At 41.6% G+C, this 15549-nt stretch carries 15 protein-coding genes; all 15 read left to right on the forward strand.

The annotated features are described in order from the left end of the window. Positions 1-329: 329 nt before the first annotated feature. The 15 genes from BY457_RS10680 (at position 330) to arsB (ending at position 15453) form a co-directional block, all read left to right on the forward strand. Complete coding sequence (locus BY457_RS10680; protein WP_106153320.1) at positions 330-929, forward strand: transcriptional regulator; 600 nt, start codon at positions 330-332, stop codon at positions 927-929. Next, positions 926-1642 carry a DUF3307 domain-containing protein gene (locus tag BY457_RS10685; RefSeq protein WP_106153321.1) on the forward strand — a complete coding sequence of 239 codons (717 nt, stop codon included), beginning with the start codon at positions 926-928 and terminating at the stop codon, positions 1640-1642. Before BY457_RS10680 ends, BY457_RS10685 begins: the two co-directional genes overlap by 4 nt. 196 nt (positions 1643-1838) lie before the next feature. Then, complete coding sequence (locus BY457_RS10690; RefSeq protein WP_106153322.1) at positions 1839-3443, forward strand: DUF6377 domain-containing protein; 1605 nt, start codon at positions 1839-1841, stop codon at positions 3441-3443. Positions 3444-3699: 256 nt separating this feature from the next. Beyond that, positions 3700-5088, forward strand: coding sequence for an alpha-amylase family glycosyl hydrolase (locus BY457_RS10695; RefSeq protein ID WP_106153323.1), 1389 nt, complete (start codon positions 3700-3702; stop codon positions 5086-5088). Positions 5089-5348: 260 nt separating this feature from the next. Then, on the forward strand, positions 5349-7385 hold the full coding sequence (locus BY457_RS10700) for a glycoside hydrolase family 97 protein (RefSeq protein WP_106153324.1): 2037 nt from the start codon (positions 5349-5351) through the stop codon (positions 7383-7385). A gap of 483 nt (positions 7386-7868) precedes the next feature. Continuing rightward, positions 7869-8189 carry an ArsR/SmtB family transcription factor gene (locus BY457_RS10705; RefSeq protein WP_106153325.1) on the forward strand — a complete coding sequence of 107 codons (321 nt, stop codon included), beginning with the start codon at positions 7869-7871 and terminating at the stop codon, positions 8187-8189. 67 nt (positions 8190-8256) lie between these two features. Continuing rightward, on the forward strand, positions 8257-8487 hold the full coding sequence (locus BY457_RS10710) for a thioredoxin family protein (protein WP_106153326.1): 231 nt from the start codon (positions 8257-8259) through the stop codon (positions 8485-8487). Between the two features lie 23 nt (positions 8488-8510). After that, a complete protein-coding gene (locus BY457_RS10715; RefSeq protein WP_106153327.1) occupies positions 8511-8942 on the forward strand; it encodes a nitrophenyl compound nitroreductase subunit ArsF family protein in 432 nt (143 codons plus the stop codon). A gap of 12 nt (positions 8943-8954) precedes the next feature. Further along, entirely contained in the window at positions 8955-9653 is a 699-nt protein-coding gene (locus BY457_RS10720; RefSeq protein ID WP_106153328.1) for an aromatic aminobenezylarsenical efflux permease ArsG family transporter, read from the forward strand. Between the two features lie 242 nt (positions 9654-9895). Then, entirely contained in the window at positions 9896-11215 is a 1320-nt protein-coding gene (locus BY457_RS10725) for a permease (RefSeq protein WP_106153329.1), read from the forward strand. A 431-nt stretch (positions 11216-11646) separates the two neighbouring features. Continuing rightward, a complete protein-coding gene (locus tag BY457_RS10730; RefSeq protein ID WP_106153330.1) occupies positions 11647-12237 on the forward strand; it encodes a hypothetical protein in 591 nt (196 codons plus the stop codon). 255 nt (positions 12238-12492) lie between these two features. Continuing rightward, on the forward strand, positions 12493-12825 hold the full coding sequence (locus BY457_RS10735) for an ArsR/SmtB family transcription factor (protein ID WP_106153331.1): 333 nt from the start codon (positions 12493-12495) through the stop codon (positions 12823-12825). A 298-nt stretch (positions 12826-13123) separates the two neighbouring features. Beyond that, complete coding sequence (locus tag BY457_RS10740) at positions 13124-13549, forward strand: arsenate reductase ArsC (protein WP_106153332.1); 426 nt, start codon at positions 13124-13126, stop codon at positions 13547-13549. Further along, on the forward strand, positions 13546-14334 hold the full coding sequence (locus BY457_RS10745) for an arsenite methyltransferase (RefSeq protein ID WP_106153333.1): 789 nt from the start codon (positions 13546-13548) through the stop codon (positions 14332-14334). The genes BY457_RS10740 and BY457_RS10745 overlap by 4 nt, the downstream gene beginning before the upstream one ends. 87 nt (positions 14335-14421) lie before the next feature. Continuing rightward, positions 14422-15453: an ACR3 family arsenite efflux transporter gene (arsB, locus tag BY457_RS10750; RefSeq protein ID WP_106153334.1), complete on the forward strand. Its 1032-nt coding sequence runs from the start codon at positions 14422-14424 to the stop codon at positions 15451-15453. Positions 15454-15549: the final 96 nt, after the last annotated feature.

Here is a 15549-nt window from a genome sequence, read left to right on the forward strand (position 1 = left end):
AGGACACTTGTATTTTTCCGATAGTTGAGGAATGAAAAAGATTATTTATGAAAAAAGCAGGTTAAGTGATTGTGCGACGATTCTCCAGCCTGTTTTACACATACGACAGGTTAGCATAAACAGGCTGATAGCTGTGGACCATATACCAATATCAAGGAATATCTATAAATACTACGATAATTTGAAATATCGATTTACTAGCCGATTTGTAAATATATCGACCTTGAAGTCTATATTTTTTGACAATGTGATTTATTCGATTTATATTTGAGACTGACCTCAATAGGTTTGCTGACAAAATCAGCTGACTCTATTAAAAAATAAAGCGGATGAAGGCTGTTATCACAGGCGATGTTATAGATTCCAGGAAGAGTGAAAATTTTGATTGGGTTGATTCATTGAAATCAGTCCTTTCATTTTATGGCGCAGCACCCGGGGATTGGGAGATTTTCAGAGGCGATAGTTTTCAGTTGATGCTTGATGCTGAAAAAGCCATTCTTGCAGCTTTTCATATAAAAGCAGTGATGCGGTCTGTTGCTTCTCTGGATGTACGCATGGGAATTGGGATTGGAACAGTAAAGTATCAGGCGGTGAAAATCACAGAATCAAACGGTGAAGCGTTTGTATTATCGGGAGGTTGCTTTGAGTCCCTGAAAAAACAGACTCTGGGGGTGAAATCTACTGATGCCTCATTGAATAAAGCTTTGAATATAATGCTTGGCTTGGCTTTACTGACGGTGGACGGCTGGAGCTCAACGATAGGACGGGTGGTAAGTGCCAGAATAGAACATCCGGAGAAAAATCAACAAGAACTGGCAGTTTTTCTTCAACGATCTCAGAGCAGCATCAGCGATGCCCTAAAAAGAGGAGGCTGGGATGAAATAATGCTTTTTGAGGAATATTATAGAGAACAAATATCCTGCTTATGATAACGCTGGCCCTGAAACTTCTGATCGTTCATTTTTTGGCTGATTTTGCAATGCAACCCGACAGCTGGGTGGTTGCCAAAAACAAAAACCGACAAAAGTCTCCCTTCTTGTATTACCATGTCGGGATTCATGTGTTGCTTTTATTGGTGGTTTTTCAGTTTGACTGGAGTTACTGGCCACTGTTTTTGGTCTATACCTTAAGTCACTTTACCTTCGACCTGGCAAAACTCTTTCTGAACGGACGTTTGAATCCGCGTTTTCTTTTTGCCATAGACCAAGTGGCGCATTTGACCGTCATCCTTCTTTTGGTCGGGTTTTATCATTCTTTCCCTATTGATTGGGATGCCCTGTTTTCCTCACGCATATTTTTGATGGTTGCTACTCTGCTTGCGTTGACCTCCGTATCTTCGGTCATTATCAAACAAATGATGAGCCGTTGGAATGTGCAATCACTGGAAAATGATGAATCTTTAAAGAATGCAGGAAAATATATTGGGATGTTGGAGCGGTTGTTTATTTTCGGATTTATTCTGCTACATCAGTGGCAGGCTATTGGTTTTCTTATAGCTGCCAAATCTATTTTCAGGTTCAGTGACCTGTCACGGGCCAAAGACCGGAAGCTGACCGAGTATATGATTATTGGAACTTTTATTAGTTTTGGGCTGGCTTTACTGACAAGTGTTTTGTATTTGTATGTGGCGGATGCTCTTTAGTTTCTGTCCATAAACTAAGCGTTTATCCCGTGTTTGAACTAGAAAGTTCAAATTCAATGTGTATAGAAAGTCTAAACTGCAGAATACTATTGTATTTGGGGATTTATATTTTGAGCAACAACGCAGAAGTTGGACTTTATAGACAAACACTTTTTAGTTTTGGAGGGTTATAGTTGAATCTCTATTTATTGTTTTGATGAAGTATTATTTTCTCTTTTTTCTCTTTTTACTGATTCCGTTTTCGGTTTTTGCTCAACCTGAAATAGATTCCCTTTTTCATGCGCTGGATGAGGCAATTGAACGGAAAGAGGAGTTTGAGGAGGATAAAAAGGGAGAAATTGAAAACCTTTCAAATCAGCTGATGACAGTGAAAACAGCTTCCATGGAAGAGCGGTTTTCACTGACGGAGCAATTGCATCAGGCTTATTTTACGTTTAATTATGATTCGGCCTTATTTTACTCCCGGCAATTGCTCGAAGTTGCCACCACATCAGGCCGGGAAGAAATGATTGCCCGGGCACAATTACGTATGAGCGAAACGCTGCTGGCCTCCGGACTTTTTGCTGTGGTTAAAGATTCTCTGGAGATGATCTCCTTACCCGGGCTGAGCGATAGCCTGCGTGCAAAGTATCATTACCTGAATGCCCGTTTGTACATTGACATGAATAATTATTACCAACGTCCGTTTTATTCTGAGAAATTTGGTCAGTTGGTAACTGCTCATCTCGATTCTGCGGTTCATTGGGCCAATCCTGAATCCCGACTCTGGTATTCACTTAATGGATTAAGATACATTTGGAAAATGAAATATCAGGAGGCCGAAGAAGTTTTTAAGGATTTGTTTTCCAACTTTGATGTGGAAGGCCGTCAGTTTGCGGTAGATGCTTCGACTTTTGCTTTTGTTTACCGGCAGTTGGGGCAAACTGAGAAAGAACTGGAGTGGCTTTTAAAGGCTGCTATCAGCGATATCAAACTGGCCAATAAGGAAACGGTGGCACTTCGCATCATTGCTAACCGGCTGTTTGATCAGGGCGAAATTCAGAAGGCAAGTCATTACCTGAATGTGGCGATTGAGGATGCCCGTGGGTATGGTGCTATACAGCGTGAATTGCAAATTTCCCAGATTCAACCGCTTGTGGAAGCCGCAAAGCTGGATTTGATTGAAAAGCAGAAATCCCGAATTCAAAATTTTGCACTGGCGCTTTCTGTGTTGTCTTTTCTAATTATTTTGACGCTGATTTTGTTGATGCGTCAGTACAGAAAAATAAAAAGAGTTAAAGACAAACTTCACCTTTCCAATAATGCTCTCTCGGAGACCAATGCCAAATTGCGGGAAGTAAACCTCATAAAAGAAGAGTATATTGCCTTTTTCTTCAAAACCAACTCCGACCTGTTAGAAAAATTGGACGAATACAGACAGGCTATTGACAATAAGCTGTCTTTAAATAAAGTACAGCAAATTGGCTCCATCATTACCCGTTCTGATATCAAGCGGGAACGGGAAGCGCTTTTCCGTGATTTCGATACCGGTTTTTTGAATATTTTTCCTGATTTCATTGCCAGGTTCAATGCCCTGTTCAAAGAGGAGGACCGCGAGATGCCTGAAAGCAGTAAGCACCTCAATACAGATATGCGCATCTTTGCGCTGTTACGTCTGGGAATATCTGACACGGATAAGATAGCCCATATCCTTAATTATACTGTCAATACCATCAATACTTACAAAACCAGAATCAAGAATAAATCCATAGTCCCCAATGAGGATTTTGAAAAAGAGATTCTGAAAATTCAATCCATTTGACTTCGGAAATTGATCAGACCATTCCTGTTTTGTTAAAAAAATGTGTCTAAATCGCAAAAAACACTACGAAATTCCATTATATTTTTCAGGCCGGTTTTGTTGATGACCCGACTGCTAATATCCACAAAATAAGTAATATACACTGCTTTTGGTGTCTTGAATTCGTTATATTCTCCTTATACTTTTTGATTACGAGTCTTTCCTTTAGCACATTTGTTTTGCTGAAATAATTCAGGTTAAATCCAATTCTAATCAAATGAAGAAAAAATTAACAATTCTGATTCAGTTTTTACTGATCACATTAATTGTGTCTGCATGTGAAAATGACACACATGAAAGACCAAAACTTACTGAAACTGAAGTCGCTCAACCCGTCCAATACGGAACCCCTTTCGAAAACATCCCTGAAACCCCCGATGTTGCCATGTATGAGGTAAACCTGAGAGCTTTTAGCCAGGCAGGAAACCTTAGTGGGGTAACAGAAAAATTGGATTCTCTCGAAAAGCTGGGTATCAATGTGGTCTGGCTTATGCCCATTTATCGGACAGGAGATGAGAAGAGTGTAGGCTCACCATACGCTGTTAAGGATTATATGGATATCCATGATGACTATGGAACTCTTGCCGATTTGAGAGAGTTGGTAGAGGGGGCACATCAGCGTGATATGGCGGTAATTCTTGACTGGGTAGCCAATCATACTGCCTGGGATCATCAATGGATTACTGAGAATCCTTCGTGGTACGCGCAGGATGACAACGGGAATATTATAATTCCTCCGGGCACCGGTTGGGAAGATGTTGCCGAACTTAATTTCAACAACGAGAATATGCGGGCTGAAATGATTCGGTCCATGAAATATTGGGTACTTGAAGCCAATGTGGATGGTTTTCGTTGTGATTATGCCCACGGGGTTCCGGATGATTTCTGGAAACAGGCCATTGATACGCTTCGCAGTATCCCGAATCGGGACATCATTATGTTTGCCGAGTCAGAGCGCAAGGAATTGTTGACGCAGGGCTTCGACATGATGTTCGGATGGCGTTTTTATACCGGACTGAAAGAGACCTTTAGTGAAGGGCAATCCACTGCCGCTATTGTGGAAGCCCATAAAGAAGAATATCGTGGACTTTCAACCGGAAAGCATGTACTTCGATGGACTTCCAATCACGATCAAAATGCCTGGGAAACGACTCCCATCGATCAGTTTATGAATAAAGATGGGGCTATGGCAGCCTTTGTAATTACTGCCTATATGGACGGTGTACCTCTGGTTTACAGCGGGCAGGAGATAGGTTTTCCGGAACAGCTCTCCTTTTTTGAAGGCAATGCCAATAAAATTGACTGGAGCATCAATGCCGATTACAAGGTGGAATATGAGAAGGTGTTAAATTTTCGTCAGGAAAGTTCCGCATTGCGTCGTGGCGACTTGACCAATCACAACTCCACCGATGTGATGGCATTTGAAAAGACTGTGAATGAGGAGTCTGTTTTCGTCTTGGTGAATGTCCGCAATAAAAATGTTACTTACACTGTGCCGGAGTTGTTTCAGGAATCTGTTTGGCAGAATGCATTCACAGAAACCTCGATCACACTTGGCAATAGTATTGAATTGGCTCCTTTTGAGTACTTGATTTTAAGAAAGTAGTCCATCTCTTTTTACACACAAAATATTTATTATAATAAAATATCGCAATTGTCCGGGAAAAACTTTTATTATGAAAGAAGATTGCTTCGCTCTGCTCGCAATGACTCCGTTTTAAAGAGTTTAGCAAGGTTGGTAGGGGTTGATTTCCGGTTTTGCCGAAAATCAACCCCTACCAACCCTCAATGTCCTGCAAAGCTCGTCATCTGCGAGCGTAGTGAAGCAATCTCATTTTTTTAACCGGACACCAATGTAAAAATATCATGAAAAAAACTTTTGAACATGGGCAACAGGTCCTTCTTGCCTTATTATTAATCCTTTCTTTGTTAATTTCGGGGTGTAGTTACGGGTCTCAAAACTCAGAAGAAGTTGCTTCTCCTGATGGTCAAATTTCTTTGACTTTTAGTCTGAAGAACGATAGTGCCTTTTATGCGGTATCCCGCAATGGTAATTCCGTGATTGCCAATTCTAAACTTGGATTCATCCTTAATGAAATGGTCGGTTTTGCCGGTGATTTTAAGATTGATGGTTTAGATGCCAGTTCTTTTTCTGAAACATGGGAGCAACCATGGGGCGAGAAACGTGAAATTCTCAATGAATACAACGAGTTGGTGGTTCATCTTTCATCCAAAAAATCAGGGGCGAAAAAGCTGGACATTGTTTTCAGGGTTTTTGATGACGGAGTGGCTTTTCGGTATGTTTTTCCGGAGCAGGAAGGCCTGAGAGAGTTTAAAATTATGGATGAGCTCACGGAGTTTAATCTTACCGCCAATCATGATGTCTGGTGGCAACCTGCCTATCGTCCCGATCGTTACGAATATCTTTACAGCAAAAGTCGCCTGCAGGAAGTGGCTGATACCATGCATACGCCACTTACAATGGAAGCCGGAAAAGATTTGTACATTTCTGTTCATGAAGCGGCACTTACCGATTATGCTTCCATGACCCTTTTTCACAATGGAAATAACAAGCTTAAATGCGATCTCGTACCCTGGTCTGATGGAGTGAAGGTTTATGCCGAAGCACCATTCTCAACTCCCTGGCGGACCATTCAGATTGGTAAAACTCCCGGAGATCTGATTGATTCTTATATGATCCTGAACTTGAATGAGCCTAATCGTCTGGAAGATGTATCGTGGATTAAACCTGCTAAATATGTGGGAGTTTGGTGGGAGATGCACATCAATAAAAGTACCTGGGGACAGGGGCCCAATCATGGTGCTACAACCAAAAATGTGAAGAAATACATTGATTTTGCTGCGGAGAATAATCTTAGTGGTGTTTTAGTTGAGGGGTGGAACCTTGGCTGGGATACAGATTGGTGGAACGATGGAAACGGGTTCGATTTTAGCACTCCCTATCCTGATTTTGACATCGAAGAGATTACCGATTATGCATCATCCAGGGGCGTTGAGCTGGTAGGTCATCATGAAACCGGTGGCGCCGTGGAGAATTATGAAGCACAAATGGAGGATGCCTATGCTTTTTATGAAAAATATGACGTCAATTATATCAAAACCGGATATGTTAACCCCCGCGGGATGAACAGCAAGGAGTGGCACCATAGTCAGTTTGGGGTACGTCACTACCGAAAGGCGGTGGAAACAGCTGCAAAGCATCACATCATGCTCGATGTGCACGAGCCCATCAAAGCCACCGGAATTCGTCGTACTTATCCAAATATGATGACGCGTGAAGGTTCCCGTGGTATGGAATTCAATGCCTGGGGGCCTGATGGCGGAAATCCTCCCGAACATGAGACGATTCTGCCCTTTACTCGTTTGCTGGGTGGCCCGATGGATTTTACCCCCGGTATTTTTAATATTGCACTTCCCGAAAATCCCAACAACCAGGTTAATACTACACTGGCCAAGCAGCTGGCCTTGTATGTGGTGATCTACAGTCCATTACAAATGGCGGCTGATTTGCCTGAAAACTATGAAGGACAGCCCGCATTTCAGTTTATTCGGGATGTTCCCGTTGATTGGGAAGATACGAAAGTGTTGAACGGTAAGATTGGTGAGTTTGTAACCATTGCCAGACAGGACCGCAATTCTGAAGACTGGTTTTTGGGCAGCATCACGGATGAGCAGGAACGATCCTTGACCGTTGGGCTTGACTTTCTTGATCCGGAAGCCAAATACAAAGCGGTTATTTACAGAGATGGCGCGGAAGCTCACTACAAAGATAATCCTCTGGATATACGCATCGAAGAAAAGGAGGTAACTGCCGGAATGTCCATCAATCTGCAATTGGCTGCAGGAGGAGGGCAGGCGGTTCATTTCTCAAAATTGGATTAAATTTTTTTTATTTAATGTTTTTGGTCCTCTTTTGCTATTTAGTAACAGAGGACCATTTTTTTGTATTCATAATCTCTGAATTATAATTTGTTGTAGTTTTCTGGGGGTATAATAGAAATATGACAAGTTGAGATGCTCAATGTTAAAACTCCAGGAAAGGTTATTCGTTGAGCAGGTGCGGCGGATCGGCGCTCAGCCTTGCTGCTTTGCTTGCCAAAGAATCCGCCGCACCTAATCTGTCCATTGCTAGGGCAACACCCGAAGCAATCTCTAAGCATCAGCAATCCACTATAAATTTAAGTCTCTTTTTTGAGGGTTCTTTATGGTTTACAGAGTGTTGTTGAGACTCTTTGATGATAAGATTTTTGCGTTTCTGTGTTAATGCTTTTATTGACGGACGATTGGTCAACGAATTCAATTTTTGTGTAAACTGCTGTCTTCAAAAAATCTCTTATTTTTGCTGCAACAAAATAAAATACTGTTATGTCTGAAAAGATAAATCCGGATTCCTTATTGGTTATTCCCACTGAAACTCAAAAGCGGATGGCTCGTTACGCTAAAGCTTTAGGCCACCCCGTAAGAGTCTATATTATGCAGTTGCTGGCCAATCAATCCTGTTGCTACAGTGGTGACCTTTCGCAGGATCTTTCCATTGCTAAATCCACCCTTTCTCAGCACCTTAAAGAACTTAGAGATAGCGGTCTTATTCAGGGAGAAATTGAAACGCCCAGGATTAAGTACTGTGTCAACAAGGAGAATTGGGAAGAAGCAAAAAAGATATTTAAAAATTTTTGGTCGCTCTAAAATTTTTATACTTTTGTTCGTGATTTTGCGAACAACGAACTACTAACAGTTAAATACAAGAGAAGTTATGGATATTAAAGTATTGGGAACGGGTTGTCCAAAGTGCAAAACCCTTGAAAAACTTACCCGCGATGCCGTGGAAGAATTAGGCATCGATGCCACCGTTACAAAAGTGGAGGATATCATGGATATCATGCAGTACAATGTTGCCAAAACCCCGGCTTTGGTGGTCGATGGAAAAGTTCTTGTTAAGGGGAGTCTTCCTTCGTACGATGCTTTGAAAAAAATGTTAAGTTAATTCAGGCCAAAATTCTATCTACTATGAAAAAGAAAATCAGTTCATTTGCTTTTTTTATTTTGCTGGCCATTGTTTCGGTAACAGCACAATGTTGCAATTCAACTGCACAAAATAGCGATAACAGCCAAAATCAGGCAGAAGTCGTTGCCGAAACAACCGATGTAGAAGTGTATTATTTCCATGCTACCCGACGATGCGCCACCTGTCAGGCGGTAGAAGAGGTAACCAAAGAAGCTTTGGCTGAAAGATATGGTGAATCGGTTTCTTTTCATTCCGTCAATCGTGAAGAGGAGAAGGGGCATCCATTGATTAAAAAGCACAATGTAAGTGGACAGACTTTGCTTGTAATTAAAGGGGATAAGGCAGAAAATCTCACCAATGTTGCTTTTATGAATGCGCGAACCAATCCGGAAAAGCTTAAAAGCAAAATTGTGGAAACGGTTGAATCTCTCTAAAGAAGGATTTTCATGGAATTGCTACAAAATCTCCTTGAAAATACGGAACTTCCGTTGCTTACTGCATTTTTGCTCGGGCTGATGACTGCCATTAGTCCTTGTCCTCTGGCGACCAATATAACTGCAATTGGATTCATCAGTAAAGATATGGAAAGCCGGAAACAGGTTTTCATTAACGGAATCATTTATACCCTTGGTCGAAGTGTTTCCTATACCGGCATCGGTTTGTTGTTCTTTTTCGGAGCCAGTCAGTTTGAGTTTGCCGGTTTCATTCAGGAATGGGGCGAAAAAGTGATTGGCCCAATATTGATATTGATAGGTCTCATGATGTTGGGTTTTATTAATATTAATATTCCCGGTCTCGGCTCTGTTACCGATAAATTACAAGATCAATCAGGTAAAGGCTTTTGGGGTGTTTTGCTGTTGGGAATTGTTTTTGCTCTGGCTTTTTGTCCATATAGCGGGGTGCTCTATTTCGGGATGCTTATTCCCATGACTGTTTCCAGTGTAAGTGGACTTTATCTTCCTATTGTTTTTGCTTTGGGAACCGGCATTCCGGTTATTGTTTTTGCCTGGCTCATTGCATTTTCCGTAGGATCGATCGGAAGTACCTATAATAAATTAAAAACTTTTGAAATCTGGTTTCGCCGGGTCGTAGCGGTTTTATTTATTGGTGTAGGGTTGTATTATACGGTGTTGTTACTGCTGTAAAATAAGGCGCCCTTTTTTTATGGACCTTGTTCGTAAAACTACGAATAACGTAAGATTTAGAGATTGAGGTTAAGGCTGAGATTGAGTTTAACGTTTCAAAAACAAAAAACCTTTTCCGCTATCTTCTGTCCACTTTGAAGGGAAACCTCCGACACATAATTAGTAAAGACGCACGATCGTGCGTATCAACTCAGAACCCCAAAGGCTTTCTTGGGGATTTTGAGGTTTAAAAAATTTAAAAAATGGAACTCAAAAAAGAAATCAAAATATTAGGCTGGATCATCGCGATATTTCTTTTCGCCTTTTTCATGCCACTTGAAAGTGCACGTTTTCAGGAAGCTATCATGGCTACCTTCGACCTGACCAAATGGTATGCGCAGGAACATGTGATACTTTGTTTGTTGCCCGCCTTCTTTATAGCCGGGGTAATTGCTGTCTTCGTTAGTCAGGGAGCGGTGATGAAATATTTCGGTGCCAAAGCAAAAAAATGGGTGGCTTACACGGTAGCATCGGTTTCGGGCACCATTCTTGCTGTTTGCAGTTGCACAATTCTGCCGCTTTTTTCAAGTATTCATAAGCGTGGTGCAGGTTTAGGGCCTGCCGTTGCTTTTCTTTACAGTGGCCCTGCCATTAATATTCTGGCGATTATTCTTACTGCCCGCATTCTCGGTATCGAAATGGGAATTGCCCGAGTAATTGGTGCCGTAGTATTTGCAGTAGTTATTGGTTCAGCCATGTCGCTCATTTATCGCAAAGAGGAAAAAGCAAAACGGGAAGAACAATTGAATTTTCCTGATGTACCGGAAGAACGTCCCATGTGGCAGACTGCATTTCACTTTTTTACCCTGGTATTGATTTTGGTTTTTGCCAACTGGGGGAAACCCGGTGACGGCGTTACCAGTGGCGGTTTTTATTGGTTATGGGCCAATAAATGGTACATCACCTCCTTCTTTTCCGTGTTATTGGTTTTTTCGCTCATTTTTATCCTGAAGCTGAAGTGGCAGTATGTTGCCCTTGGGGTGATTGCCACTGCTGGATCAGCGTTTCTGAATACGTCGCCATTGGTGCCGATGGTTGTTGGTATTGCAGCATTGAGCATCATAACCCTTATCGATAAAAAACATGATGAAAATCGGGAATGGACCCTTTCTGCGTGGGATTTTGCCAAACAGATTATGCCTCTTCTGGCTATTGGCGTGGTTACTGCCGGTTTTTTGCTGGGCTCCACACATGATGACACAGCACTTGCAGGCATTATCCCCAATCAGTGGATTACCAATCTCGTTGGTGGCAATTCCGTTTTTTCTAACTTCTTTGCCTCCATAGTGGGAGCGTTCATGTACTTTGCCACCCTTACTGAAGTACCTATTCTTCAGGGCCTGATGGCTGCCGGAATGGGGAAAGGTCCCGCATTGGCGTTGTTGTTGGCCGGGCCATCACTTTCATTGCCCAATATGTTGGTCATTCGCGGTGTGATGGGAACACAAAAAACGTTGGTGTACGTGTTGTTGGTTGTTGTGATGGCAACTATTTCGGGAGTTGTGTTTGGTAGTATCTATTAGTTTTAGGTCGTCTTCAGTTATTGTGGATCCTCTGTGTAAATATTATTAAGTTGAAAGTTAGGAGCATAGGATTGTCTCTTGATTGAATGGATAATTCCCGGAAGGAAAGAGGGTGAACCTTTATGAAGTGTTTGCGTTTCATTAGTATAAAAATAAATTATAAAGGTCTGATGGAGCTCGGATGCAGGAACTTATAAGTTGTCTCTTGAGGCAACCGTTGCCATGCTCGTTTCATCAGTAAAAAGTATGATTATGAACGTCTGATGGAACTTGTTTTATGAAGAAGTCCTTAATTGTTCAGAATCGTTCAAAACCGGCGTGTTGCTGACTAAGATTTTTTGAAGCAAAGATGAAATCTTGAAGCATTTTCATTGTTAGTCGGTTCTTCGTTTGAAAACCATCATAATTGCGGTGATAAAAACAAGTTGTTTATGAAGTCAATTTTAGGAATATTTTTATTAGTTTTTTTCTTCATTTTTTTGTCCTGTAACACGGCCAAACAAGAATCGAATCAGACGGATAATTCGGATGTTTCAAAGGTAACTCAGGAGTCTGAAGAGGTGGAGGAGTCCCAATTAAATATGGATGTAGAGGGTGTAGCTGAACAAACTACGGACAAAAAAAGCACCGATGAGGTGATGCTCAATCCTCCGCACGGAGAACCCAATCACCGGTGCGATATTCCGGTGGGAGCCCCGCTGGATTCAGAATCAAAAACTGCAAAAAAGGAAACTGAGGTAATGTTAAATCCTCCTCATGGTGAACCCAATCATCGTTGTGATATTCCTGTGGGGGCTCCTCTCAACTCCCCCGCCGGAACAACCACCCAGCCGGCCGGAGCCACTGCTCCCGATCTTGCCAATAATCCTATGGCGCCAACTGTTGAAAACGCCAAACGTCTGAATTTACAACGAAATACATCTTCTGCTGCTCCCGCGACGGGCGAGAAACCACGTCTTAATCCTCCGCATGGTCAGCCCTGGCACAGATGCGATATTGCTGTGGGAAGTCCTTTGCCATAATTATTGTTATATGAGTACTAAGAATCAATCTATTACTATTCGATTTTTCCTTTTGGGGATAATGGTTTGTTTGCTTTTATTTGTGTCAGGTTGTGCATCATCTCGATATGGTCAAAGCCATAAATCAGCCCCATGCCCCTGTTCTCAGCGGAGATAAGTCTCCTGATAATTAAATGGTGAATATTTAATGAAAATGTGACGTATAATTACGTCTATTGAATTATTTGACGTATATTTGCGTCAAATAATTAATCTATGGTACTCGCAAAAACCAAATTATTTGATTCCGATTTACAGGATGCCTCCTTGTTTTTTAAAGCATTGGGGCATCCTGCACGCCTTCAGATATTGCGCTATCTTGCTGAAACGAAGGTGTGTATTACCGGAGATATCTCGGAAGAATTGCCGTTGAGCCGCACTACTGTAAATCAACATTTGACGGAATTAAAGAAAGCCGGACTTATTCAGGGGCATGTGAATGGTAAACACACCAATTACTGTCTGAATCCTGAGAAAGTGAGGGAGTTGAAAAGAATTGGTAAGGCATTTTTTAAAGAGATTGATGTGAACAATCTTAAGTGTGGTTGATTTTCTGCAAAGCCGAAAATCAACCGCTACCAATCCTTAAAATTCTTAAAACCCATCATTACGAACGTAATGAAGCAATCTCAATTTTTTAACCGGACACCAATGAAACGAGTATGGCAACGATTGCCTCAAAAGAACATGTATAAATTCTTGCATGCGAGTTCCATCCGACCTTAATTAATAAATTTTATACGGATGAAATGTTTTGACAAAATTCATAATGTCAGTGTAATATGGGTATTCTAACCTCTAATTTCTATAAAACTAACGGTCTATTGATAAAAAAAAGAGAGACAATATGAAAATTCTTATCCTATGTACCGGCAACAGCTGTCGTAGCCAAATGGCCCATGGCTTTATGCAGTCTTTCAATAAGGACCTGTATGTGCGGTCTGCCGGAACTGAGGCATCAGGAAAACTCAATGCCAAAGCAGTAAAAGCCATGAAAGAAATTGGCATAGATATCAGTCACCATACCTCCGACCCTGTGGAAAAGTATTTGGGAGATGAATGGGATTACGTGATTACTGTTTGTGGTGGAGCCAACGAAAACTGCCCCGTGTTTATGGGTAAAGTTGAGCATCGGCTGCACATGGGCTTTGATGATCCTTCTCACGCCACGGGGACCGATGAATTTATCTGGAGCGAATTTATTCGTGTTCGTGATGAGATAAAAGAGACTTTTCAAAAATTTTATAAGGAAGAAATTGAACCTCAGCTATGAATCCACAAGATTTAAAACTCATTGTTCAGGATAAATACGGGCAAATTGCAGAAGGGCAAAAATCATGTTGCGGCGGCGACAGTTGCTGCTCTTCTGTTGACTATACAGTTTTCAGTGAGGACTACTCATCCCAGCAAGGATATAACAAGGATGCGGACTTCGGTCTGGGCTGCGGATTGCCAACCGAGTTTGCAAAGATAAAAGAGGGCGATCATGTGTTGGATCTTGGAAGCGGGGCAGGCAACGATTGTTTTGTGGCTCGCACCCAAACAGGAGATTCCGGAAAAGTGACCGGCCTCGACTTTACCGAAGCTATGATTTCTAAAGCCGATGAGAATCTGGAGAAAACAGGTTTTAAGAACATAGAATTTGTTCAGGGAGATATAGAGCAGATCCCATTACCCGATACATCATTCGATGTTGTCATCAGCAACTGCGTCCTGAATCTGGTGCCTGACAAACAAAAGGCTTTCGCTGAAATTTTCCGGGTACTTAAACCCGGAGGTCATTTTTCAATTTCTGATGTGGTAATTGTTGGAGATCTTCCGAAAGGATTAAAAAAAGATGCTGAGATGTATGCCGGTTGTATTTCAGGAGCCATAAACAAAGATGAATACATTTCAATTGTCAGAAGTCAGGGATTCTCCGGCATTATTGTTCAGAAAGAAAAAGAAATTGTTTTGTCTGATGAAGTTCTGCTGAATCACATCAGTGCTGATGAACTGGAATCCTTTAAGCAGTCAGCATGCGGAATCTTCAGCATTACATTGTATACTGAAAGATAGTTGCTACGCAATTGCTTCTTTAGAACGATCAGAAAGGTTAAATAAACTCTTTGTTTTTGAGTGTCATGGTGTTAAAAAAGAAAAACTATGAGTACACAAAAAAGAAAAATAGGTTTCTTCGAAAAGTATCTTGCCATTTGGGTTGCCCTGGGTATTTTGGGTGGAATAGGTATTGGCCATTTTGCTGGTGATTCCATCGAAGTTATCAGCAGTCTCGAAATAGCGAAAGTCAATATTCCGGTTGCCATTCTGATATGGCTGATGATTTACCCCATGATGCTTCAGGTTGATTTTTCCAGCATTAAGAAAATCAGACAACGCCCGAAAGGAGTGGTGCTGACACTTGTTGTAAACTGGCTTATTAAGCCCTTTACCATGGCATTTTTTGCCTGGCTGTTTTTCTCCCAACTTTATCAGGCCTGGATAGAACCGGAAATGGCCGGGGAGTATATTGCAGGAGCTATAATTCTTGGGGCAGCCCCCTGTACGGCAATGGTGTTTGTATGGTCTTACCTAACTAATGGAGACCCCAATTATACACTGGTTCAGGTTTCTATCAACGATCTGATTATTCTGGTGGCTTTTGTGCCTATTGTTGGATTACTTCTGGGAATTACCAATATTTCCATCCCTTACGATACATTGGTAGCCAGTGTGTTGATTTTTGTGGTTGTTCCCCTTATAGCAGGTGTGCTAACGCAAAAAATTCTTCTGAAAAGCCATGGGCAGGAATGGTTTAAAAATGTTTTTCTGCCAAAGCTGAAACCTGTTAGTATTGTAGCACTTCTGGTGACCCTCGTGTTGCTGTTTGCTTTTCAGGGACAAAACATTGTAAATAATCCTTTAATCATTCTGTTGGCAGCTGTGCCATTGGTAATTCAGACCTATTTTATCTTTTTCATTACCTGGTTTGCCGGAAGAAAGATGAAACTTCCGCATCCGATATGTTCTCCTGCAGCTATGATTGGGGCCAGTAACTTTTTTGAACTTGCAGTAGCTGTGGCAATTTCTCTTTTTGGGTTGCAATCTCCCGCAGCCCTGGTTACCGTAGTTGGGGTATTGGTTGAGGTTCCGGTAATGTTGTCGCTGGTGGCTTTGGCCAATAAATGGAAGTATTAACCAACGATAAGCAGTGGATCCTGATCCGTTGTATATTTATGCAGTGCAATCAAATTGGCTTCGAAATAAGAACAATTTTGACATCATCCGGGTCTT

Origin of the sequence: Marinilabilia salmonicolor (genome assembly GCF_003003035.1) — a bacterium.
Lineage (GTDB): Bacteria > Bacteroidota > Bacteroidia > Bacteroidales > Marinilabiliaceae > Marinilabilia > Marinilabilia salmonicolor_A.

Excerpts from the sequence above, each read along its gene's own strand:
- BY457_RS10705 (WP_106153325.1), top strand. The coding sequence starts at position 7,869 with ATGTCTGAAAAGATAAATCCGGATTCCTTATTGGTTATTCCCACTGAA.
- BY457_RS10700 (WP_106153324.1), top strand. The coding sequence starts at position 5,349 with ATGAAAAAAACTTTTGAACATGGGCAACAGGTCCTTCTTGCCTTATTA.
- BY457_RS10685 (WP_106153321.1), top strand. The coding sequence starts at position 926 with ATGATAACGCTGGCCCTGAAACTTCTGATCGTTCATTTTTTGGCTGAT.
- BY457_RS10715 (WP_106153327.1), top strand. The coding sequence starts at position 8,511 with ATGAAAAAGAAAATCAGTTCATTTGCTTTTTTTATTTTGCTGGCCATT.
- BY457_RS10680 (WP_106153320.1), top strand. The coding sequence starts at position 330 with ATGAAGGCTGTTATCACAGGCGATGTTATAGATTCCAGGAAGAGTGAA.
- BY457_RS10725 (WP_106153329.1), top strand. The coding sequence starts at position 9,896 with ATGGAACTCAAAAAAGAAATCAAAATATTAGGCTGGATCATCGCGATA.
- BY457_RS10740 (WP_106153332.1), top strand. The coding sequence starts at position 13,124 with ATGAAAATTCTTATCCTATGTACCGGCAACAGCTGTCGTAGCCAAATG.
- BY457_RS10710 (WP_106153326.1), top strand. The coding sequence starts at position 8,257 with ATGGATATTAAAGTATTGGGAACGGGTTGTCCAAAGTGCAAAACCCTT.
- arsB (WP_106153334.1), top strand. The coding sequence starts at position 14,422 with ATGAGTACACAAAAAAGAAAAATAGGTTTCTTCGAAAAGTATCTTGCC.
- BY457_RS10745 (WP_106153333.1), top strand. The coding sequence starts at position 13,546 with ATGAATCCACAAGATTTAAAACTCATTGTTCAGGATAAATACGGGCAA.
- BY457_RS10695 (WP_106153323.1), top strand. The coding sequence starts at position 3,700 with ATGAAGAAAAAATTAACAATTCTGATTCAGTTTTTACTGATCACATTA.
- BY457_RS10690 (WP_106153322.1), top strand. The coding sequence starts at position 1,839 with ATGAAGTATTATTTTCTCTTTTTTCTCTTTTTACTGATTCCGTTTTCG.
- BY457_RS10720 (WP_106153328.1), top strand. The coding sequence starts at position 8,955 with ATGGAATTGCTACAAAATCTCCTTGAAAATACGGAACTTCCGTTGCTT.
- BY457_RS10735 (WP_106153331.1), top strand. The coding sequence starts at position 12,493 with ATGGTACTCGCAAAAACCAAATTATTTGATTCCGATTTACAGGATGCC.
- BY457_RS10730 (WP_106153330.1), top strand. The coding sequence starts at position 11,647 with ATGAAGTCAATTTTAGGAATATTTTTATTAGTTTTTTTCTTCATTTTT.